The organism is Paenalcaligenes hermetiae (assembly GCF_039543645.1).
Taxonomy (GTDB): domain Bacteria; phylum Pseudomonadota; class Gammaproteobacteria; order Burkholderiales; family Burkholderiaceae_B; genus Paenalcaligenes; species Paenalcaligenes hermetiae.
On sequence record NZ_BAABKD010000002.1, the window covers coordinates 84,188 to 106,476 of the forward strand.

Consider the following 22,289-nt stretch of genomic DNA (forward strand, 5'->3'; position numbering starts at 1 on the left):
GCTTACATTGTTAAGCTATATTAAATCATTCTTGTATAGAGATAAAAATTGTATCCAGTATTTGATGTGTATCCGCATGAAGTAAATCAATTTGCAGCCGACCAAATTGATTAGGCTCCCAATAAAAAATAGCATCATGACTCACCAAGCGTTGATTGATCCGCCAAACAATAGGTAAAGCCTCCACCCCTTTTACTGCGAATCGAATCCGCTGCTGTGTCACAGGAATATCTGGGTCCCACGCGTAATGTGCGCCTGCTGTAGGGGCGCTAATACGAGGTGGTGTCGCTATCATTACACTCTCAATCACCGCCTGCTCGGTGCCCTGCAAAAAGCACTCCTGCCGTGAAGGTTCATCATGATGACGATATTGTATGGTTTGGCATACAACGCCAGCAGGCATTACGGGCGCCTCACTGGCTACATCTCGATGTAGCCACTGCATAACCTCATGCCAAATCGGCGCGGCCCCACTCACACCAGAGACATCGTGCATTGCCGACCCATCCGTATTTCCCACCCACACACCTACCGTATAATGCTGGCTAAAACCTACTGCCCAGTTATCCCGCATATCTTTAGATGTTCCTGTTTTCACAGCACTCCAAAATGGAGTATGCAATGGACTATCTAGACCAAAGGTTAAAGCCCGCGCCATATTATCCGATAAAATATGCTGAACAAGCCATGTGGCTGTAGCTGGCAACAAAGGCTTCGCTTGGTGGGCACACCCATCGGCTTGTAAACAAGCGGGCGTCCACTGCCCATTATTGGCCAAAGCCCGATAGGCTTGGCTCAATTGCCATAAACTGACCTCCACGCCACCTAGAGCCAACCCAAGCCCATAATAATCTTCAGCATAGGGCAAAGAAAACCCCATTTGCTGCAAGAGCCGCTGAAAAGAGGCCACCTCTACCTGCGCTAAGACTCGAACGGCTGGAATATTTAACGAGCTGGCTAAAGCCACTCGAGCAGAGATCCAGCCCATAAACTGCTCATCATAGTTTTGAGGAATATATAACCCATAGGGAGTAGAAAACTGCGCAGCCGTATCCGCTAACAACGAAGCGGGAGTTATCCGCTTTTGTGCAAAAGCCAATGCATACAAAAAAGGTTTCAATGTGGATCCAGCCTGTCGTAATGCTTGCACATGATCATACTGAGAAGCCGTCGACACCGCACTGGCCCCTACATAGGCCACCACTTGCCCCGATATATTTTCCAATACCACCACTGCCGCATCTTGAACATGGCTATGACGCAAGTCTAAAAGATGCTTGTGTATGAGCGCTTGTACTTGCTGCTGTGTTGTTTTATCTATACTGCTTTTAACGATCGGCGTTTTGACTAACGCCCCAACCCAGCGCCCCCAGTGTGGTGCTAATTGCGGGTTTCCCCACGCGGGCTGCCCACTACGCGCCAGTGCCTGTTGATACGACCACGCATAAGCCTCGCAATCCGCCTGGGGCTGCACCCCTCGCCATAAAACACAACTGCGCGCTTTTAATACGCTCAATGAGGCATTAGGACTTGGAAGCATCGCTACCGCTAGGGCCGATTCCGCGTAATTCAATGCTCTAGCCTCTTTTTGCCATAGGACTCGAGCCATCGCATCCACACCAACGAGCTCCCCTTTAAAGGGAGCTAAATTCACATACGCCTCTAAAATCTGGGCTTTAGTCCAACGCTTTTCCAGCTGTTGTGCTAACCGCGCCTGCTCCCACTTAGCCGTCAAAGAGCGTGGCCCATTACGACGCCCTGATCCTAACCCCAATAAGTCCACCAGCTGCATACTAAGTGTGGAAGTACCACGTAAACGCTGCCCCCACAGCGATGACCACGCCGAGCCCAACACGGCATACCAGTCAACGCCCGCATGCTCATAAAATCGCTGGTCCTCGGCATGCAGCAGCAAGCGTAACAATGCCGGAGAGATTTGATCTAAACGTAGCCAGTCCCCTCGCTGCCATAACCACTGGGTTCGTTGCCGCTGCAATAACTGTCCCGAACGGTCCAAAATTATCTGATCAGACGATTGGGTTTGTTGCTGAACCTGCTCAAACGAAGGGAAAGGCTCCCCCCATGCCGCCGTCCAAGCGACCAGCAAACTCATGATCAAAAACAAACGACTAAGGCTGCGCATAAACCTGTATCGGTGTTAACGGTAGTTGCGCCTGTACAGATGCATCGTATAAAACACGTAGCTCTGTCGCCGGCAACACAAACACACCCGCGGTATTAAGCTGCACCTCATAACGTATGCGGCTCACACCGACGGGCAAGGAATCGAAATAAGCACGATAGCTTCCCGCTAACCGCTCCTCATAACTAGGTAGAGCTAGCGAGGCGGCGAAGTCATCTTGCTCCAAAAGACCGCCACCGCTCGCTGTCACCATCGCAGCAGCAGGAATCGGATCTTCCAGCACTGTCCAACCCTGTGCTTGATCGGTTTCGATTTCTATCTCCACACGATAACGATCCCCCACCTGCCAACGTCCAGCCTGTGCTTGCTGTAGGGGAGTGACGACTCGACGCAGTTGTACGCCTTGCATTACAGGCACACTAATGGGCACCGCTGCCTCGGCACTGAGTTTTGCCCAAATCGGGCCGGAGCCCTGGTGCAACACTGTGACTGCTCCCTGCTGAGCCCACGACCATGACTGCACATAAGGACTTGAATGCTCTGACCAATCCACTCGCTGCTCTGCGTGGTCTTGTTGCACTAAGGTGAAACCATCCGCCCACTCTTGCTGATCCAAACGTGCCAATGCTAATAGCGCCCAACTGTTCTCTGGTGCCGTGCCCCAATGTCCCTGTTGCTGCTGCGCCAGAAGCCCATGCATAAGCCCAGGCAAATAATCCTGCCACTGAGGCAAATCCATTACAGCTAAAATCAAACGAGCTTGATTTGTTACCGCAGACATCATCAAAGAAGGCATATAGTCTCTCTGGTTTGGCTCAAAAGTCCATAAGGAGCCCCGCTGTAACAAGCGTTTTTGTAATTCCGCTTGAATGGATTCTATCTTGATGCTGGCTCCCTCCATACGTGGATGTTGTAATAACTCCAGCCCATCAATCAACGCGGAGCTAAGCCACTGCTGTACTGGTAACGCTAACACATCAAGCATCTCGCGCTGAACCCGATCATAAGCTGCCAGAGCATTGACGGCTGCCATATAAATAGCGACCCGCTCTTTGACTTGCTGGGGTTGCTGTCTGGACTGCCCTTGAACATACCGCCACAAAGCATCAACAAGCTGTGAGGCCACAGCCGGCGGCAAAGCTAACCCCGAGGACTGTTTAGCATTCAGCTGTAATAAATAAGCTGTTAACTCTGCACTACCTGCCAAATAAGGGTTAGGAAAATAGCGTACTAACCCCTCCTCGTCTAAATAGGATGGTAGCGTTTGCATCAACTGCTGCCAGGCCATCTCGTCTTGTAAAGCCACCGCTGCCGATATTTGCTGCTCAAAAGAAGAATAAGAATGGGTTTTAAACCAATCACGTGCACCTTGTTGCTCTGCTAAAGAAGGGTACAAAGCTAAGACTACTTGTCCTCGTGTTACCCCTGCTGCATCCGTTAGCGCTTGTGCTGGTCTCCACACCTGTAAGCGTTGCGATTGCTGCGGTAACAACCGCTGCCAAAGCACTTGCTGTTGCCGTACGGGCACAGCCGCTTGCCAATGCTGCGTCAGCTCTAGTGCATCCATGCGAACTTGGCTCTGCTCTTCATAAGCGATGATTTTCCAGTGAATCTGCCCTTGGTTCGCCTCCAGCTCAGCGGGCAGCTGCACTGATTCAGAAAAAGAATGATTAGACTGAGCTGCCACCGTTAAAACTTGCTCTGTCTGCACCCAAGGAGTATCCCCCTCAAGATAAGCCTCGATTTGTACGCGTATGACTTTATCTACAGGCTCACGATTGCGTAATGTAAACTCGGCGGCAAAGGTATCACCTGCACGGATCTGCTGTGGTAACGCTGACAATATCTGTATCGGCTGGTGGGTTTGAATTTGTGTACGCGCTGCTCCAAATACATCCCCACCCGTATCCACTAATGCCACAATCTCAAATTGCGTTAAGCTCTGATTCAGAGGTACCTCTATGATGGCTTGCCCTTGATCATCTAACGTCACATCACTGCGCCACACTAACAAGCTATCCAAAATTTGACGAGTTGGTGCTTGCCCGCCCCCACCACCCGCTGGGATAGCTTTGCGCCCGTAATGACGTCGCCCCACAACTTCTGACTGCATTGTCGCTGTTCGGACTCCATAGCCCACTTCGGGATACATAGCCCCTAACAAATCCCACGTTGTATTTTTTCTTAATGCTAAAAGTGCTTGATCTACACCCACTAACAATACTGAAGCGTTCGCTGCGGGCTCACCAGAGGGCAGTTGTGCTTGCACACGAAAGCGAGCAGTTTGCCCCACCCTATAAAGAGACTGCTCAGGCTGTAAGCTGACTTGGAGCGTATGGGCATGATTTGCCACCGCTAAACGCGTCACCCCATACCTAAAGCTGGGTTTAGCTAAGTCCACCGTTGTCGTCGGCAATTGCTTTGCCGCACTTTTATATCGTTGAAACCACTGCAACGGCGTTTTCCAGTCCCCTTGTATCAGATCTCGCCACGACACAGCGTACTGACGCCCCCGTACCGCTAGCACAGACACATACACGTTGGGGCCCCATGACGGTTCCACGGTTAAGTCAAAATAAGGCTGCTCTCGCGTCAAGCTTACCCACTGCGTATGTAAAATGCGATCACGCTCTACCGCCACCCATGCGGAGGCCTGTTCAAAAGGCATCTGCACCTGAAAGCGAACGGTATCACCCGGTTGCGCAGATTTTTTATCTGCTAATATGTCCATGCGATCATGATTGGCGCCCAGTGCAGCTGGTGCTCTATCCCCTAACCATAGCTGGGTCTCTGCCGTATAGGGTCGCTGCTCCGCATCCAGACTTTGGCTATGTAATATGAGCTGCCCACCTTGTGGTACATGAATCACACATTGCCATCGGCCCTCGCCATCACTTTGTGTTTGACACACTTGTCCTAACGATTCGCGTTGCTCATGATGCTCATAACGATAAAACCCGCCCACCATGCGTTGTCGGGTTGTATAAAAAGATTGTCTTTGTGCCGAAATGGTGATGGGTTGATTTGCAACCGTTTGGCCGCTAGGGCTTAATACTACGCCATGAACATGAGCTGTGTTTGACTCTTCCCAGTAAGCATGCCGTACGCCAACCACCACCTGTGACGGCCAAATGCGTTGCTGCTGGGTGAGTGTTTGGATTTGACCGCTTGGATCCCTGAACTCTGCGCTCATAACTAACGACTGCGGGGAGGATACCGCAGGCAAAGTGAGTGCCATCTGTGCACTACCTTGATGGTCCAAAAACAATGGCTTTTTATCTAATAAGGCTTGTGGCCGTGGTGAACCCAGAACAGGATTAAAATCATACTCCTCATAGCCCGCAAAATCTGGCACCAAAGGATGTAACAAAGCACTTACTTGTAAGGGAAGATACGCTGCCACCCCTCCTGCTATGTAATGCAACTGTGCATCAAGTACCGTCTCACTTTCTCCAACTAGCAAGGGTTGCGCTGGCTGCATAGACGTAAGCGCTAGTCGACCATCTATATAAGGGCGCTTAAACGCCTCTACACGTAAGGAGGCCGTTTGAAAAGCGGCTTGTTCCCCCTGTAACCAGACCTCATAAGTTCCTAATAGCATGGACGCCGTCAAAATTTGCGTATTTTCTGCGTACCATGCCCCAGTAGAAGATTGCTGCCAATGCAAAGGTTGAATAAACTCTGCTCCACTCCCTACATGACGCAAGCGCATTTCAGGTAAGAACGCAGATAAGTCTTGAGCTGGTTGTCCACGCCAATAATGCTTAAAGTGCGCCGTTTCCCCAGCTAAAAATAGCGGTCGGTCGACCACCGTATGGGCTACTTCGGCCGCATTGCCCCCTGCATAGTAATAAGGCAACTGAAAACGCCACGCCTCAAGCCCCCTATCCCATGAGGTCATCACAAAACTTTGATCGGCTTGCCCATAGGCATCAGCATGATTCGCCCCTATCGCTGCACTGATAAAATAACCATCTAACCCAGTTTGCTCATAATAGTTCGCTTCTGTTGCCTCTTCCCACGCCCATTGTCCGGAATCGTCCGTTACCCCTTGGGCCACTGTATTCCCTATACCGTCAAGTACCATAATTTGAGCTTGGGCGACGGGTTGGGCGTTATCTAAACGCGTCACCCACACTCGCAACTGCCCATTGGCCATTTTGCTATGTACAGCTAAATTAGTCAGCAATACGGCACTGCGTACATACATCGCTTCGTGATCACTCAAATAAGCCTCACCTAAGCGCGAAGACTGTGCTTCTAGCACATAAAACCCCGGCGCACTTAAAGGCACACCGATTAACTCAGTCTCTTTTTCTGCCAATGCAGGTGGTGCTGGCAACGTTATTTGTTGTGTTTCTGTTTGTGTTACCGCAAAAATTGAGCGGCTTGCAGGGCTAAGCGCCGCGCCATGAGACGCCTCTTGCCACCCTTGTAAACGCCATGCGGCCTCAAGTTGATTCTCTGAGAGAGCATAGTCGCCCACGCGCTGTAAACGCGCGTACCATTGCAGCATGTCCTGTGCCTGGGTCAAATGCAAATAACGCAACTGCCCAGCCGTCGCCTGATTTTGCTGAGTAAAAATAGCCGCATCTACCCCTCGAATCGCAACAGGAACCAAGGCTGGCTCAGGCTCTGAGGTAGGAGGACGCTCTGCAAATCGCTCTATGACTCCCATGCCCTCATAAGCGAACTTAAGCAAAGGAGGCATCGCCGCCGTTTTGACCGGCAGTTGAAAAAAATCTGGATTGGATAAAGCACGCTGCGCATCATCACGCACCCCAGCTCCTGTTGCTGGCATATCCCAAACAAACGTAGCAAGTTCCTTATAGGTAGCTGGGAATTCCACACTATCACTCCAGGCTACCGGCTCTGAAAAAGGTACAGGTGCTATCTGCTGCCCATCTTTCGCACGTAAGCGTAAGGCAGTTAAAAACGCTGTTGGAACAGGTGCTGAAAACTGGAGCCGCAGCGGGCGTAAAGGATTACAATCCGCTGTGCTACGCGTTTTGTCGCACCACAGCTGCACCCGTAATGGCCCCCGTACTTGAAAATGCAGACCAGGCTGGTCACCATAAAACACTTTGGGTACCAGGCTACGTTGTCTCTGATCACGCAGCTGCAAAACAAGCTCAGAGCCCGACGCCAAACGTTGGGCACACTGCATCACCAAGAATTGATCTGCCCGATCTGCCTCATACATGTAACTTTGCTCTTGAAGCAGCGCCTGTGCTTGCTCCATAGGCACAACTTGTAAAGGTATACGTTCACCTAAGGCACTGCTTTGGCAATAACTATGCTCCGTCAGCTGAGCTGCGGTAACAGGCTGATCAAAATGTAAAATAAAAGCCTGATCTTCATCAATCGTACCTACCCCCGGTTGTACGTGTTGCAAAACCGCTGCATAAGCTAGCCCTATCATCATCCACAAACCCAAGCCTAAAAGCCATTGGTGACCACGCATTCTCCCCTCACTTCCCTTGATTTGATCTGCTTATTATAAGTGCCCCATTTTGGCCCAGAGCACTTTATTTTTTGTGGTACTTATCCTATTATTCAAATGATAATAATTATCATTATCAAAAACATTACTACTAAATATTACGATTAAGGTTAACTATGCAACAACTTCCCTTGCCGCCACGCTCACAGTATCGACTTGGCTTGAGTGCTTTCGGCGTCGCGCTCGCTTTTACCCCCTACGCTTTTGCACAAAGCACCGACAACAGTGTGACACAACTGCAAAATGTGGTGGTCACAGCCTCGGGTTTTGAGCAGCAAATCGAAGATGCCCCCGCCTCGATTAGTGTGATCTCTCGTGAGGAGTTACAGAAAAAAGCGTACAAAGATATAACAGACGCTTTAAAAGATGTTCCTGGAGTGGTTATCACGGGGGGCGGAAGTAATAGTGACATCAGCATCCGAGGCATGGCTGCAGGCTATACCTTGATTCTGGTTGATGGTAAACGACAAAATACGCGTGAAACCCGTCCAAACAGTGACGGCTCTGGCATTGAGCAAGGGTGGCTACCCCCCATGCAAGCCATTGAGCGTATTGAGGTCGTCCGTGGCCCAATGTCTTCGTTATATGGTTCCGAAGCCATGGGAGGCGTCATCAACATCATCACACGTAAAATAGCCAATGAGTGGACAGGGTCATTGCGTACCGAAGGCACTTTCCAAGAGGACTCCGATTCTGGCAATATCTATCAGGGCAATTTTTATGTCGCCGGTCCAATCAAAGAGGACCTATTAGGCGTGCAAATTTATGGCCAAAAAACATTGCGCAAAGAAGATAAGTTTATCAATGGCTTTAATAAACAAGACACACGCTCTGGCACAGTAAAATTCACCCTTAGTCCCAGTCAAAACCATGATCTCGTCGCAGAGGTCGGGCGCACCCTACAAGATCGTACCAGCCACCCCGGCAAAAGCTCAGCCACAGAATCTTGCCGAGGGGGCCGCTGCACACCGAATAGTATTTCCGAAAGCAAGTACTCGCGCAATCACTATGGTCTCACCCACTACGGACGCTGGGGGCAATTACGCTCAGAAAGCTTCATTCAACAAGAAGACACCAAAAACCCAGGTCGTGATATGTTCATCAAAAACCTAGAGGCCAACACACAATGGAGTCTAGCCACTGAACACCATATGCTAAGTTTTGGGCTGCAATATTTAAAAGAAAAGCTAGATGACACCAATAATCAATATAAACCAGAGGTCAGTCACCTATCGCGTTATCAATGGGCGGCCTTTATCGAAGATGAGTGGATGTTACACCCTAATTTTAGTCTTACAGGCGGGCTTCGTTTAACCCATGATGAAAACTACGGTAATCACTGGACTCCCCGTTTATACGGCGTCTGGCATGCAACCGAGCAGTTTACCTTTAAAGCAGGGGTTTCAACTGGCTTTAAAGCACCTGGCCTGCGTGCCGCTGTCGCTGATTGGGGTCAAATCACTGGTGGGGGCGGTGAGCCTGCCGTCATCGTAGGAAACCCAAATCTCAAACCCGAGAAAAGTATTTCTCAAGAAATTGGCTTTATCTGGGATAACCGAGAGAACGTAAATATTGGTGTGACCGCGTTTAACACGCAATTCAAAGACAAAATCTCCGAGGTGCGTCGTTGCACAGACCCCGATGGTCTGCCGACTTGCCATGTTTTACCCGGTGACCGCGGTTATAAATTCATTAGTGACCGCGTGAACGTCGATAAAGCTGTTATGCGTGGGGTAGAAGCCACCGCCACTTGGGATATCACGGATCAGCTACGTTTAAATAGCAATTACACGTTTACCCACTCCAAGCAAAAAAGTGGGGACTTTGCAGGACGCCCATTAAATAAAATGCCAAAGCATATGTTTAATAGCACGCTAGATTGGGATTACGACGAGCAGCTCAATCTCTGGACCCGGGTGAATTTCCGTGGTCGTACTTCTGATTACTTAAGCCGCACCTCGATGAGTGAAGGCACACCATCCTTTACCTTTGTCGATCTAGGCGTGGGCTATCAGCTTAATAAAAATACACGTTTTGGTTTGGGCGTATACAACATCTTTGATAAACGCATGGAGTACTCGGACTACGGGGCCGTGTATGATGGCCGCCGCTACTGGGCACAAATGACCATTGGCTTCTAAGCATACGTATACCCATCGAACGGCTCTTAACCCATGCAGGTTAGGAGCTGTTCTCCTTGAACCTTCTTGCTACCTTGTTTGCAAAAAAATACAACTTTTTAATACTACGTCATCGGCTTATCATCAAAGAGTGCTATGGTGAGTCAACACCTACACGTAGTACGTCACTTATTTTTTCAGGAGACAAGCATGGCTAAAATTTTAATGATTTGCGGGGATTATTGCGAAGACTATGAAACCATGGTGCCCTACCAAACCCTACTGGCTGTAGGTCATGAGGTCGATGCCGTCAGTCCCGGCAAAAAAAGCGGCGATAAAATTATTACTGCTATTCATGATTTTGAGGGGGAGCAAACGTACTCAGAAAAACGCGGGCACTTTTTTACCTTAACAGCCACCTTTGATGATATTCAGGTGGAAGATTACGATGCCTTGGTACTACCCGGTGGGCGCGGTCCCGAATTTTTACGCTTAAACCAAGACGTCATCCACATGATTCAACATTTTTTCAAAACAGATAAGCCAGTAGCTGCTGTTTGCCACGCAGCACAACTGCTTGCCGCCGCCGATGTGCTCAAGGGGCGTACTTGCTCCGCCTACCCTGCATGCCAACCGGATGTCGAACTAGCCGGTGGACAATATGCTGATATTAACGTTGATCAAGCCGTCACCGATGGCAATCTAGTTACCGCCCCCGCTTGGCCAGCTCACCCCGCGTGGCTTCAACAGTTTCTCTCCCTGCTTGGTACGCAGATTACACTCTAAGCTCATGCCCCAACCCTCTTACTGAGGCGTTGGGACTTGGTCTACTTTTACGATCATTAGAGGCTAAGCTAGCTGCAGCAAAGGCTTACATGCTCCAGCTGGCAGCAATGCTGCAGCGGCTTCATCCACAATAATCATGGCATGCGGATGCGCTTTTACGATGGATGCCGGCATTGCCTCATCAACAGGGCTATGATAAAGATCTGCCATAATTTGGGCTTTATTCGTGCCCGTGGCTACTAATACAATTTCTTTTGCCTCAAAAATATCTTGCAACCCTAGTGTAATTGCTTGCGTGGGAACTTCATCCATCGAGTCAAAAAAACGACCATTGTCTATACGGGTTTGCTCCGAAAGCGCCACCACATGTGTACGACTAGCAAAAGGCGTGCCTGGCTCATTAAAGCCAATATGCCCATTCGAACCAATCCCCAATAGTTGCAAATCAATACCACCCGCCTCGAGAATAAGACGCGAGTAGCGCTCACATTGCTCTTGTAAGTCACCACACAAACCATCGGGTAAAAAAGTACGGTGCTGAGCAAAAGCCAAACGATTAAACAAATACTGACGCATATAATAATGATAGCTTTGAGGGTGGTCCGCCCCCAGCCCAATATATTCGTCCAAGTTAAATGTTGTCAGCTCAGACACATTCACATCCTGCTTCGCCACTTGACGACAAAACTGCTCGTAAATGGGTTCCATCGTACTACCCGTTGCCAAGCCTAATACAGCATTTGGTTTTTTTTGAATTAATTGAATGAGTCGGGTTGTGACATAGTCGGCAATTGCCTGTGGATGGGGAAGAGAAAAAAACATAAAAATAACCGTCAGCGCTATAAAAAATGTCGTTATGACTTATTAGATTCAAATTATCATATAAATTTCATAACGGGGTGTGATTTTTTGTATACAAAATTCGTAAAATCACAAAATTGTTTTACGTTAAACCTCTTTTTCAGAACCCCCCTTCTGACTTTGTAAACGCCATTGTGCTGGATTAATACCAAACTCACGCCTAAAAGCATGACTTAATGCCGATGCAGAGCTATACCCTACTTTTTCTGCTACGGCCTCGATACTTAGCTCTTCTGCTAAATACTGCTTTGCCCAAAATAAGCGTACCATCGTTACAAACTGGGTTGGTGATAAGCCCGTTAGTCGCTTAAAGCGCCGATAAAAACTCGCCTTGGAGCTATGAACTAACCGAGCAAGCTGTTCCCCATGCCAAGCATGCTCCGGTTGCTGCCATACGGCATCCAGTACCACCCCATATGTCGGGTCTTGAGCCAAACTCAACAAGCCATAGCTTAAGGCATCAACAGGCTGACATAGCTCGCGTCTAAGAATATAACTTAATAACACATCACACAGCTGCTGGAGCATATACGTATCCGCCATCGGCTGCTCAAGCTGAATAAGCGCCAATAAGTGACGTAAAGCTGGCTCTTGCTCCGCGCTACAAATAACTCGCGACGGAAGCTGCTGCAATACATATCGGCTCAATGGCCATTTAAAGTCTACATAACCACATACCATGTGAGCATTCTGCCCCGCATGTCCTCGTAACTGATGCCATTGTGGCTGCAAATACAGTACAACATGCCCATCTCGAAGTACAACCTCGGGTTGATCGGGCTCATGTAACCGACACTGCCCGGTCATCACCAAATGGAAAACACAGCGTGTCGCATCCGCAGGACTAGAGTGCCAATCCCCGCAATGCTCACCTGTATAAAAAACATGACTTTGGGCTTGTAACAGCGGTAGTAATATCTGATATCGATGGGAATAAGAAAATAAGTTTATATCGTTCGAGCGCATAAGCAAATAGCAATCCGTTGACACAAAAACATGAAAAACTGCGTCGCTCTCACATTGTTAGCTAGGTCTCAAGAAAGCACAATTTATACATATTTCTTATTTAGCTAACAGGTGTTGATATGTCCCGTCTTCCTCTTTTAACGCTAGAACAAGCCGATGCGTCCATCCAGCCTAATCTAGAAAAAGCCATTAATAGTAGTGGCTTTTTATCAAATTTACTCGCTGTGCTCGCTAATGCTCCAGTGGCTCTGCAAGCCTACCAAGACCTTTCTGCCTTAAACGCCAAAGCCTCCTTGTCTTTAGCAGAGCGAGAAGTCGTACAGCTCGTAGCAGGCACCACTCATGGTTGTACATTTTGTGTCGCTGGTCATACTTCTCTCGCTACGCACAAAGCCAAGCTAGATCCAATAGATATTCAAGCCTTACGCGAGCGCCGCTTTGCTGATATCAACGACCCCCGTCTACGTGCTGTGGCTTTATTCACTGAGCAGATCATTCTCACGCGCGCCAAAGTCAGTGATCCTGTGCTCAACGCTTTCTATGACGAGGGCTATGGTCCGCAGCAAGCACTAGAAATCATCACGGGAGTAGGTTTAGCAACAATATGTAATTTTGCCAATAACTTAGCGCACACCCCGCTAAACAGCCAACTCGAGGACTACGCATGGCATACCAACTAAATCCCGAGTTAGCACAATGGCTTACTGCACATGCTTTGCCACTCGACCAATCCAATCATCACGCTTCACTCGTTATTCCTAAGCTCGCTGAACACCATTTGTTTGGCTTAGGAGTACCCGCCACTTATGGCGGGCAAGCTCATAGCGATTTTGCAGAAGCAGTGTGGGCCATCACCGCCGTGGCAAAATATTCCTTAAGCGCTGCTTTTGCTTATTGGGCACAGCGCTGCTTTATCAGCTACTTACTCTTAGACCCTAGCCGCCCAGCCACAGCTCAATATCTACCTGAGCTATTATCAGGTCAATTAACTGGAGCCACTGGGTTATCTAACGCAATTAAGTTTTTAAGTGGTGTAGAAGACCTACAAGTCCATGCGACACCAACAGCTGATGGTTGGGAGCTCAATGGCTTTTTACCTTGGGTAAGCAATGTCGATAACGATGGCTTTGTGGTCGCCGTAGCGGCACAACGTCCCCAGCAAGCCCCTGCTATTTTCCTATTACAAAGTGATGATAAAGGGCTACACCGTCAAACCGATTTAGACTTACATTGCTTACAGGGTAGTAATACAGCAAGCATACGCATCCAATCCTGCCACGTTGGCACAGACCGCCTGCTCGCAGATCAAGCGGCCGAATTTATTCAGCAAGTGCGCCCTCCTTTTTTAGCTTTCCAGTGTGCGTTATCTACGGGAGTCGCCCTACAAAGCCTAGAGCAAGTGCTTGCACACCCACGTTTAAATACGGCTCACGCTACTCAGGCCCAAGATCTACAACATAAGCTTGTTACTACCCAAAGCCATATTATTACAGGCTGTCTAAACGGTGCATTTCTACAGCAGCCTACAGAGCTATTTGCGTTACGCATTGAAATCGCGCGTTTATGTCAAGAAGCCTGCTTATTGGAGCTGTATACCGAAGGTGGCGCCAGCTATCTTCAAGGCAAGCGCGAACATACGCTACGCCGTGTTCGAGAAGCCTTATTTTTGCCACTGGTATCTCCCACCGTACAACAGCTGCGGCAACAGCTACAAACCCCTTTTACCTTTGCTACGGCATAAATTATGTTAATTAGAGCGGAACATATTGGGCTACGCTATGGGTCGCGCCCACTTTTTAAGCAGTTAAATTTACACATACCTGCCCATGAAATCGTCGCTTTGGTCGGGCCAAGTGGGGCAGGTAAGTCCAGCCTTTTAGCTTGCCTGGCTGGTTTACAACCCCTTAATGAAGGGAAAATCTACTTTGACCAACAGTTACTACAACGCCCCCGCTCTGATATTGCCATGATGTTCCAAGATCCAACATTATTGCCTTGGCTAACTGTGGCAGACAATGTTGGCTTTGTTTTCAAACTCAAAAATCAAGAAAAGCCACCGCGCGCGCAACGGCAGCAAGCCATACAGCATGCGCTAGAGCTCGTTGGGCTACACGCTGCTCAACACCTCTACCCTCATCAACTATCTGGTGGCATGGCACAACGTGTCGCCTTGGCGCGTTGCTTAGTGCGTCAACCTCGATTGCTTTTGCTCGACGAGCCTTTTAGTGCGCTCGACCAGGCCACACGCCAAGAAATGCAACAGTTACTCCTAACAATCCATGCTCAAACCAGCACCACCATCGTGGTCGTTACTCATGATCTGCAAGAAGCCATTACCCTTGCCCAACGCGTCATTATGGTTTTACCTAAGTCAACCGACCCACTTCCATCTTGGACCATTTCAACATCCACCAAACACAACCCAACACTACGCCAACAACTTCAGAGCCATCTCCATCACCATTTACGCTTAGCCCATAAGGAGGCCGCTTAAATGTCATTCAGTACTCGACACCGCCGCCGTGACCTGCTCAAGCTAGCGGCCTTATTCTCTACAAGTAGCCTATTTACACCGTGGTCAGGCTTACACGCTCAAGCTAAAGATGATGTCCTGCGTATTGGCTATTTGCCTATTACTGATGCCACCCCATTATTGGTTGCACATGCTTTAGGTTTCTATGAAGCCGAAGGCCTAGAGGTCGCCCCACCTGTGATGCTTCGTAGTTGGGCGCAACTGCTTGAGGCTTTTTTAGCCGGCCAAGTCAATGTGGTTCATTTACTTTCTCCGATGACCATTTGGGCTCGCTATGGAAGCCGCGCTCCCTTAAAAGTGGTTGCTTGGAATCATATGAGTGGCTCGGCGTTAACCGTTGCACCAACTATTCAATCAATCACGGAACTAGGGGGTAAAACGGTTGCCATTCCTTTTACCTACTCCATACATAATGTGGTGCTACAGCATTTATTACGCCAACATCACTTAGAAGTAGTACTATCTGGGCGCGCGCCACTTACTAACAATCAGGTTCGTCTTGTGGTGATGGCACCCTCGGATATGATACCGGCTCTTGCAGCCAAACAAATTGCAGGCTTTATTGTGGCCGAGCCATTTAATGCACAAGCAGAGTTACTTGGCGTAGGCAAGATTTTGCGTTTTACTGGGGATGTTTGGAAAAACCACGCCTGCTGTGTGGTCGCCATGCAAGAACAAGACCTACATCAACGGCCAGAATGGTCACAAAAAGTCGTGAACGCTCTGGTTAAAGCCCAGCACTGGATTCTGACTCACCGTGAAGAAACGGCCCGTCTACTAGCTACCACAGCCAAACACCGCTACACCCCACATACAGAAGCCACACTACGCAAGGTCTTAGCACCGCAGTCACAAGAACAACAACACTATGAGCAACAAGGTATTATCCAGCACCCTACCTGGCAAGATCAGCGCATTGCTTTTCAGCCATATCCTTATCCCAGCTATACGGTGACCTTGGTTGAGCAACTGCAGAAAATGCAGGTAGATACGCAAAATACATTTTTAAAACAATTGAACGGTCCTCAGGTGGCTACAGATTTAGTTGATGACCGCTTTGTTAAGCAGGCTATCAATGACCTGGGAGGTCTACGAGCCTTTGGTTTGGATGATGCTTGGGAACGAACAGAATGGATCGCTTAACCTCCGTTTTCTCGCGTTTTTCACAGTGGCTCTATGGTGGAGTCGGTTTGGTGCTAGGGATAGGGCTCTGGTGGTTAATGAGCCATTTACATACTGGCTTTTTAATACAGCAGCTGCGCCCAGAACCCAGTTTTCAACAGCTTCTGCAATTACTCCAAACACCGCTATTTTATGAGCACATGCTTGCTAGCTTACATCGTATAGTAGTGGGGTTAACCGGAGCCCTACTCATTGGTTTACCCATAGGACTGGTTATGGGATCTAGCCCCCTATGTCGTCGCTTATTTACTCCACTCTTTCAATTTTTACGGATGATATCACCCCTATCCTGGATGCCTATTGCAGTGATGGCTTTTGGCGTAGGCGATGCTCCCATTTATTTTTTACTGATTTTTGCTGGCCTGTGGCCCATCCTACTCAATACCGCCCAAGGCGTAGAAAAGCTCAACCCTCGCTGGCGTTTACTCAGTCGCAGCTTAAATGCCACACGCTGGGAATTTTTACGTTATATTTTGTTCCCTGCTATTCGCCATGATGTTTTTACCGGCTGCCGTTTAGCTGTAGGGGTATTATGGATTGTATTAGTACCCTGTGAGATGCTCGGTGTCAACGCTGGCTTAGGTTATTTGATTCTAGATACGCGCGATCGATTAGCGTATGCAGAACTTATGGCGGTCATTTTATGCATCGGCGTACTAGGTTACACCCTAGATTCCTTATGCAGACTTGGCTTATCTCGCCACCCCCATACATAAGCGCTTAGCCAGCCACGCAAAATTAAGGTACGATTTACCTTAGGTTTCACTTTTTACTCATTACCATGACCAGCACACCTCGTCCTCTTGCTACATTACTACGCCAGCTTATTTGTGTGATCTATTTTATTGGCGGTATCGTTGGGCTCTATGTATTACTACCTCGCCTAGGTTTATTTACTAGCTCTTTATTAGCCATTACCTTATTTGCCTTAATGGTTTTCCAGAATATTGTTGCCATCTATGGCTCTATTTTATTTTGGAAAAATCAAATCAAAGGTGGCCAATGGCTCTATTGGCTGTCCTGGACTAGCGTACCCGTCTTTACTTCGACCATGATTTCTTACCACAGTATTATTGGACTCGGTGTCGTGCCTTTAATGCGTCTCGAACCAGGCAACTATGGTATGGATATAGTATTTAGATTCGGGTACGCAGGTGCTCTTAAGTGGTTCCCTACCTTAGATATTTTTCAGTTGGGCATTAACCTCGTGCCGTTACTCTTTATTGCTATAATTAGTCAATTAATTAATATCAACGCTCACATTGATAACAATTAAATACTAAAAGAATGTAAAAGCACCTTGTGTTTCCTTTTTTAACGTTCCACAATAAATACACGTGAATACAAAAAAGGAAACACGATGAAACGCAAACTCGCTTATTTAACTGCTGTATTAGCCACTGCAGGACTGGCAGCTTGCTCTGCCCCGTCAACCAAAGTCATGACCGATACAGGAGAAATCGTGACCCTAAGTCCAGAGCAAACACTTAAGGCCTATCACTGGAACTTAGTTAATACGATTAAAGCAGACGGGTCTGCGGAACCTGCATGGGTGTCCAGCACGACAAATCAGCCTTTAATGTTAACCTTTGCTGAAAATCGTGTTGCCATCCAAAATTTATGTAACACCATGAACGCTGGTTACGCCCTGACTGAGCGTGATATTGACTTTAGTCAAGTGGCCGGCACCATGAAAATGTGTAGCGACCCACAACTCATGCAATATGAGCAACAGGTAGCTAAGCAGTTACCCACAGCAACAGACTGGAATCTTGCCTCGGCAGACCAGTCCCAAACCAATGCTCCGGCACCAATCTTAACCTTGCATTTTGAAAATGGGGATAAATGGCGCCTAGAGGGTAAGCCTACCGCAGAAACAAAATACGGATCCCAAGCAGAAACCGTATTTTTAGAGGTCGCCCCACAGACTGAAGTCTGCCCCCAGAGCGGTAATAATTGCTTAAAAGTACGCAGCATTACCTACGATGGTAATGGCGTTCAAACCAGTGCCGGTGACTGGGTGCTATTCCAGCCAAATGCCATCAATGGCTACACTCACCAAAATGGCGTACATCAAATTATCCGCACTAAGCGCTATGAGATTAAAAATGCTCCCGCTGGCAGCGCTACCGAAGCCTATGAATTTGATATGGTTGTAGCCACCGGCAAAGCCTTGTAATACGCATCGGTCATAGTCCGCTTATAAAAATGCCCTTGGGTCAGTTCAGTTCATCCAAGGGCATTTTTTATTGTTTATTTGTCCTCGCTAACAGGGGCAGCATCAGGCTGTAAATAATTACGCCACACCCATGGCAAAATCCCCCCATTTTTCCAATAATCCACATCTTCCACCGTGTCTAAACGTGCTAGTAATGGCACATCCTGAGTGGAGCCATCCTGACGATGGATACGTAATGTCAAACGACTATGTACTCCTATCCGATCACTTAGCCCGAGCACATCAAAGGTTTCACTTCCGTCTAAGGCCAAATCATCCACCGTAGTCCCAGCGGTAAACTGTAATGGTAACACCCCCATGCCCACCAAATTAGTACGATGGATCCGCTCAAAGCTTTCAGCTACCACCGCTTTTACACCTAGCATCGCCACACCTTTTGCCGCAGAGTCTCGCGATGAGCCGCACCCATAGTTTTTACCAGCAATAATAATTAAAGATTCCCCACGTTGCTGATACGTTTGTGCCGCTTCAAAAATACGCATGAGCTCCCCTTCGGGCATGACCTTGGTCACCCCGCCCTCAATGCCTGGTACCATTTTGTTCCGTAAACGAATGTTCGCAAAGGTCGCCCGCATCACAATCTCATGATTAGCACGACGAGTGGTGTAATTATTAAAATCTTTTTGCTCCACACCGCGAGCCAGTAAATAATCGGCTGCAGGTGTCCCCAAGCTAATCGCTCCCGAAGGCGAAATATGGTCTGTAGTAATCGAGTCGCCTAAAATCACCAGCGGACGCAATTGATGAAAGGCTTTAACAGGCTCGGGCACTAACCCTAGCCCCTCAAAATAAGGCGGCTTTTTAATATAATGGCTATCAGGATCCCAGTTAAAAGTTGCCCCCGCCTCAGAGGCCAAAGCATCCCAAGGCTCCCCCCCTTCGTACAGCTCCGCATAGCGCTGAATGAATAACTGGCGATCATAAGCCAACCGCACGGTGGCTTCGATTTCCTCGGCCGTAGGCCAAATATCTTTTAGATATACCGGGTTTCCTTTAGGGTCATGTCCTAAAATATCTTGGGTGACGTTCACATTCATGGAGCCCGCCAATGCATACACCACCACCAAAGCAGGGGAAGCTAAATAGTTTGCGCGCACGCTAGGATGTATACGACCATCAAAGTTTCTATTTCCCGATAAAACGGCAGTGGTCACTAAATCATGTTCAGCAATGACTTGTGCGATACCCGTAGGCAAAGGCCCCGAGCCCCCATTACAGGTGGTACAACCGAATCCTGCGACCTGAAAACCCAACTGATCTAAAGCCGCTTGCAAATCCGCTTTTTGTAATACATCTGCAGTGACTTGGCTCCCCGGTACCAAAGAGGTTTTAACCCAAGGCTTAGTACGTAAGCCTTTAGCAACTGCTTTTTGGGCAACCAAGCCCGCTGCAATCATATTTGTTGGATTCGCCGTGTTCGTGCAGGAAGTGATGGCCGCAATCACCACATCGCCGTCTTTAAGCGTAAACGTTTCACCAGGAACAGGAATACTACGCTCCATATCAACAGGGCGACCAGCAATATGTTGGTGATGCTGCGCAAAAAGTGATGCCGCTTGCTTTAAATCGAACCGTTCTTCGGGATTGCTTGGTCCAGACAAACTCGGACGAATCGCGCTCAAATCGATAGTTAATACCGTTTCAAATCGAGGAGCGGGGGTGGTGGCATCGCGCCAGAGTTTTTGCTGCTTGCAATAAGCCTCTACTAACTGAATATGCGCCTCGTCACGCCCTGTCATGCGCATATAATCCAAGGCCTGCTGGTCGACGGGGAAAAACACCACCGTAGCACCGTATTCGGGTGCCATGTTAGCAATCATGCCCCGGTCTCCTAAGGACAATTGATCCAACCCCGCACCAAAAAATTCAACAAACTTACCTACTACACCTAATTGACGCAACTGCTCTGTAATCGTTAACACCAAATCAGTGGGTAACACGCCATTGGGTAGCTGCCCAGTGAGCTCAATGCCTACCACTTCGGGCAGCGGCATACTCACCGGCAGCCCCACCATGACCGCTTCGGCTTCAATGCCTCCCACCCCCCACGCTAAAATCCCTAACCCATTTACCATGGGCGTATGACTATCTGTACCCACACAGCTATCAGGGAAAAGCAGTGTAGCCCCCTTATCCTGAAGGGGAGTCGCTCCGACCACCTGCCCAATATGTTCAATATGCAGTTGATGCATGATGCCCTTGCCCGGGGGAATCACATTCACCCCCTCAAAGTTCGCCCCACACCAACGTAAAAAAGCAAAACGCTCGGCGTTACGCTCGTATTCTTTTTTTAAGTTAATTTCAGCGGCTAAAGGATTTGCCCAGCTATCCACCTGTAAAGAGTGATCGATCACCACATCTGTCGGCACAGTAGGACGCACCTGAGAGGCATCACCTCCGGCATGGTGAACAGCTTCGCGCATAGCCACCATGTCTAACAACATCACTAAACCTAAAATGTCATGTCCAAAAACACGGGCGGGATAAAAGAGGATCCCTGCATCCACATCACGATTTAAAATCGCTTGAATTTCACGATGATTATCAATACCTTTGGTTGCGGTTTGGCGTAATACGTTTTCTAATACTATACGTAAAGAAAAGGGTAGTTGATCAATGCCAGGAATCGTATGAATCGGTACATAATCAAAGCTTCTGCCATGGATCTGTATTGGCTCTAGTTTAGGATGAAGATACATGCTCCTGCCCCTTTTTAAGAAAAGAATCAACTTATTTTGACTGCATTTTTACTGCTTACTCATAACAAACCGACAACACCGATACTTTAGCAAAGGAAAGTCCTATGTCCCAAATTTCTATCCCCGCTGTGTTCATGCGCGGAGGCACCAGCAAAGCGCTTATGCTACAACCTAAGGATCTTCCCGCCAATCAAAGCGACTGGGCACCTTTATTTTGCGCTGCTATGGGTAGCCCAGACCCTTATGGACGACAACTGGATGGTATGGGTGGCGGGGTCTCCTCTTTATCAAAGGTTTGCATCGTTGGTCCTTCCTCACATCCTGAAGCTGATGTGGATTACACCTTTGCTCAAGTGGCGATCAAAGAGCAAAAAGTCAGCTACCAAGGCAACTGTGGCAATATGAGCGCAGCTGTCGGTCCCTTCGCCGTAGATCAAGGGCTGGTCATACCAAAGGATGAAACCACCACCGTGCGTATCTACAACACCAACACAAAAAAAATCATCCATAGCACCTTTGCCACACCCAATGGCCAAACACAATATCAAGGGGACTTAGCTATTCCTGGAGTGGGGGGAACCGGCGCACCAATTAAACTGGAATTCATTGAGCCTGGCGGCGCCACTACGGGCCAGCTCTTACCCACAGGCCAGGTTACCGATACGCTGATGATTCCAGGTTTAGGTCCTTTAACGGTTTCTTTAGTGGATGCAGCCAATGCTGCCGTCTTTATTCGAGCACAAGACCTTGGGCTTACCGGCTTGGAGCTACCCGACGCGATTGAAAATCGCCCTGAGCTTCTTGCTACCCTTGAAAGCATCCGCTGCCACGCCTCTGTAGCGATGGGAATCGCGCCCGACCTTGAGAGTGCTAAGCAAATTACGATCGTGCCTTTTGTGGCCTTAGTGAGTCCTAGTCAAGATAACCCTACCCTTGCCGGTGAACGCATCCCCGCACAGGAAATGGACTTGGTCGCGCGCGTGATGTCTAACGGACAGCCACACCGTGCTTTGCCCCTTACTATCTCTCTTTGCACCGCTGTGGCCGCACGTATCCAAGGCACCGTGGTTGCCGATGTACTAAGCCCTAAAGCCGGTGCGCAAGCCCTACGCTTGGGAATGCCCTCTGGCGTGCTCACCGTTGATGCAGAGGTGCATTATGAGTCGGGACAATGGCAAGCAAAATCAGGCGCTTTTTACCGTACAGCACGTCGTTTATTTGATGGGAGAGTTTGGGTTAACCAACCATAAGCCAGCA

The 22,289-nt window shown here is 48.6% G+C and carries 15 protein-coding genes; 10 read left to right on the forward strand and 5 right to left on the reverse strand.

What is annotated here, in order from left to right; all coding sequences use genetic code 11:
• Positions 1 to 25 precede the first annotated feature (25 nt).
• Together pbpC and ABD980_RS02060 are read right to left on the reverse strand one after the other, a co-directional pair.
• Positions 26 to 2,143 carry a penicillin-binding protein 1C gene (pbpC, locus tag ABD980_RS02055; RefSeq protein ID WP_345369243.1) on the reverse strand — a complete coding sequence of 706 codons (2,118 nt, stop codon included), beginning with the start codon at positions 2,141 to 2,143 and terminating at the stop codon, positions 26 to 28.
• Entirely contained in the window at positions 2,130 to 7,607 is a 5,478-nt protein-coding gene (locus ABD980_RS02060; protein ID WP_345369245.1) for an alpha-2-macroglobulin family protein, read from the reverse strand. Before ABD980_RS02060 ends, pbpC begins: the two co-directional genes overlap by 14 nt.
• Before the next feature lie 155 nt (positions 7,608 to 7,762).
• Here ABD980_RS02060 and ABD980_RS02065 point away from each other — a divergent pair, with 155 nt between their 5' ends.
• Complete coding sequence (locus tag ABD980_RS02065; protein WP_345369247.1) at positions 7,763 to 9,787, forward strand: ligand-gated channel protein; 2,025 nt, start codon at positions 7,763 to 7,765, stop codon at positions 9,785 to 9,787.
• A gap of 189 nt (positions 9,788 to 9,976) precedes the next feature.
• Entirely contained in the window at positions 9,977 to 10,552 is a 576-nt protein-coding gene (locus ABD980_RS02070; RefSeq protein ID WP_345369249.1) for a DJ-1/PfpI family protein, read from the forward strand.
• Between the two features lie 63 nt (positions 10,553 to 10,615).
• Here ABD980_RS02070 and nagB read toward each other — a convergent pair whose 3' ends face one another.
• Positions 10,616 to 11,374 carry a glucosamine-6-phosphate deaminase gene (gene nagB / locus ABD980_RS02075; RefSeq protein WP_300646968.1) on the reverse strand — a complete coding sequence of 253 codons (759 nt, stop codon included), beginning with the start codon at positions 11,372 to 11,374 and terminating at the stop codon, positions 10,616 to 10,618.
• 126 nt (positions 11,375 to 11,500) lie between these two features.
• Complete coding sequence (locus ABD980_RS02080; protein WP_345369251.1) at positions 11,501 to 12,379, reverse strand: helix-turn-helix transcriptional regulator; 879 nt, start codon at positions 12,377 to 12,379, stop codon at positions 11,501 to 11,503.
• 119 nt (positions 12,380 to 12,498) lie between these two features.
• Here ABD980_RS02080 and ABD980_RS02085 point away from each other — a divergent pair, with 119 nt between their 5' ends.
• From ABD980_RS02085 to ABD980_RS02115, 7 genes are all read left to right on the forward strand, one after another.
• Entirely contained in the window at positions 12,499 to 13,059 is a 561-nt protein-coding gene (locus ABD980_RS02085) for a carboxymuconolactone decarboxylase family protein (protein WP_345369253.1), read from the forward strand.
• The gene (locus ABD980_RS02090; protein WP_345369255.1) at positions 13,044 to 14,120 is read left to right on the forward strand and encodes an acyl-CoA dehydrogenase family protein; all 1,077 of its coding nucleotides are present in this window, start codon (positions 13,044 to 13,046) and stop codon (positions 14,118 to 14,120) included. Before ABD980_RS02085 ends, ABD980_RS02090 begins: the two co-directional genes overlap by 16 nt.
• A 3-nt stretch (positions 14,121 to 14,123) precedes the next feature.
• Positions 14,124 to 14,873, forward strand: coding sequence for an ABC transporter ATP-binding protein (locus ABD980_RS02095; protein WP_345369257.1), 750 nt, complete (start codon positions 14,124 to 14,126; stop codon positions 14,871 to 14,873).
• Positions 14,874 to 16,055 (forward strand): ABC transporter substrate-binding protein, encoded by a 1,182-nt coding sequence (locus tag ABD980_RS02100; RefSeq protein WP_345369259.1) that lies wholly within the window; start codon positions 14,874 to 14,876, stop codon positions 16,053 to 16,055.
• The gene (locus ABD980_RS02105) at positions 16,043 to 16,810 is read left to right on the forward strand and encodes an ABC transporter permease (protein ID WP_260649521.1); all 768 of its coding nucleotides are present in this window, start codon (positions 16,043 to 16,045) and stop codon (positions 16,808 to 16,810) included. Before ABD980_RS02100 ends, ABD980_RS02105 begins: the two co-directional genes overlap by 13 nt.
• 65 nt (positions 16,811 to 16,875) lie before the next feature.
• Positions 16,876 to 17,370, forward strand: coding sequence for a hypothetical protein (locus ABD980_RS02110; RefSeq protein WP_260649520.1), 495 nt, complete (start codon positions 16,876 to 16,878; stop codon positions 17,368 to 17,370).
• An 84-nt stretch (positions 17,371 to 17,454) separates the two neighbouring features.
• Positions 17,455 to 18,273: an META domain-containing protein gene (locus tag ABD980_RS02115; protein ID WP_345369262.1), complete on the forward strand. Its 819-nt coding sequence runs from the start codon at positions 17,455 to 17,457 to the stop codon at positions 18,271 to 18,273.
• 74 nt (positions 18,274 to 18,347) lie between these two features.
• Here ABD980_RS02115 and acnA read toward each other — a convergent pair whose 3' ends face one another.
• The gene (gene acnA, locus ABD980_RS02120) at positions 18,348 to 21,032 is read right to left on the reverse strand and encodes an aconitate hydratase AcnA (RefSeq protein WP_345369264.1); all 2,685 of its coding nucleotides are present in this window, start codon (positions 21,030 to 21,032) and stop codon (positions 18,348 to 18,350) included.
• Between the two features lie 104 nt (positions 21,033 to 21,136).
• Here acnA and ABD980_RS02125 point away from each other — a divergent pair, with 104 nt between their 5' ends.
• The gene (locus ABD980_RS02125; RefSeq protein ID WP_345369266.1) at positions 21,137 to 22,282 is read left to right on the forward strand and encodes a 2-methylaconitate cis-trans isomerase PrpF family protein; all 1,146 of its coding nucleotides are present in this window, start codon (positions 21,137 to 21,139) and stop codon (positions 22,280 to 22,282) included.
• Positions 22,283 to 22,289: the final 7 nt, after the last annotated feature.

What these genes read in the sequence shown, in the direction of transcription:
- ABD980_RS02090 (WP_345369255.1), top strand. Translation starts at nt 13,044, where the DNA reads ATGGCATACCAACTAAATCCCGAGTTAGCACAATGGCTTACTGCACAT.
- ABD980_RS02080 (WP_345369251.1), bottom strand. Translation starts at nt 12,379, where the DNA reads ATGCGCTCGAACGATATAAACTTATTTTCTTATTCCCATCGATATCAG.
- acnA (WP_345369264.1), bottom strand. Translation starts at nt 21,032, where the DNA reads ATGTATCTTCATCCTAAACTAGAGCCAATACAGATCCATGGCAGAAGC.
- ABD980_RS02085 (WP_345369253.1), top strand. Translation starts at nt 12,499, where the DNA reads ATGTCCCGTCTTCCTCTTTTAACGCTAGAACAAGCCGATGCGTCCATC.
- ABD980_RS02065 (WP_345369247.1), top strand. Translation starts at nt 7,763, where the DNA reads ATGCAACAACTTCCCTTGCCGCCACGCTCACAGTATCGACTTGGCTTG.
- nagB (WP_300646968.1), bottom strand. Translation starts at nt 11,374, where the DNA reads ATGTTTTTTTCTCTTCCCCATCCACAGGCAATTGCCGACTATGTCACA.
- pbpC (WP_345369243.1), bottom strand. Translation starts at nt 2,143, where the DNA reads ATGCGCAGCCTTAGTCGTTTGTTTTTGATCATGAGTTTGCTGGTCGCT.
- ABD980_RS02110 (WP_260649520.1), top strand. Translation starts at nt 16,876, where the DNA reads ATGACCAGCACACCTCGTCCTCTTGCTACATTACTACGCCAGCTTATT.
- ABD980_RS02125 (WP_345369266.1), top strand. Translation starts at nt 21,137, where the DNA reads ATGTCCCAAATTTCTATCCCCGCTGTGTTCATGCGCGGAGGCACCAGC.
- ABD980_RS02105 (WP_260649521.1), top strand. Translation starts at nt 16,043, where the DNA reads ATGGATCGCTTAACCTCCGTTTTCTCGCGTTTTTCACAGTGGCTCTAT.
- ABD980_RS02095 (WP_345369257.1), top strand. Translation starts at nt 14,124, where the DNA reads ATGTTAATTAGAGCGGAACATATTGGGCTACGCTATGGGTCGCGCCCA.
- ABD980_RS02070 (WP_345369249.1), top strand. Translation starts at nt 9,977, where the DNA reads ATGGCTAAAATTTTAATGATTTGCGGGGATTATTGCGAAGACTATGAA.
- ABD980_RS02100 (WP_345369259.1), top strand. Translation starts at nt 14,874, where the DNA reads ATGTCATTCAGTACTCGACACCGCCGCCGTGACCTGCTCAAGCTAGCG.
- ABD980_RS02115 (WP_345369262.1), top strand. Translation starts at nt 17,455, where the DNA reads ATGAAACGCAAACTCGCTTATTTAACTGCTGTATTAGCCACTGCAGGA.
- ABD980_RS02060 (WP_345369245.1), bottom strand. Translation starts at nt 7,607, where the DNA reads ATGCGTGGTCACCAATGGCTTTTAGGCTTGGGTTTGTGGATGATGATA.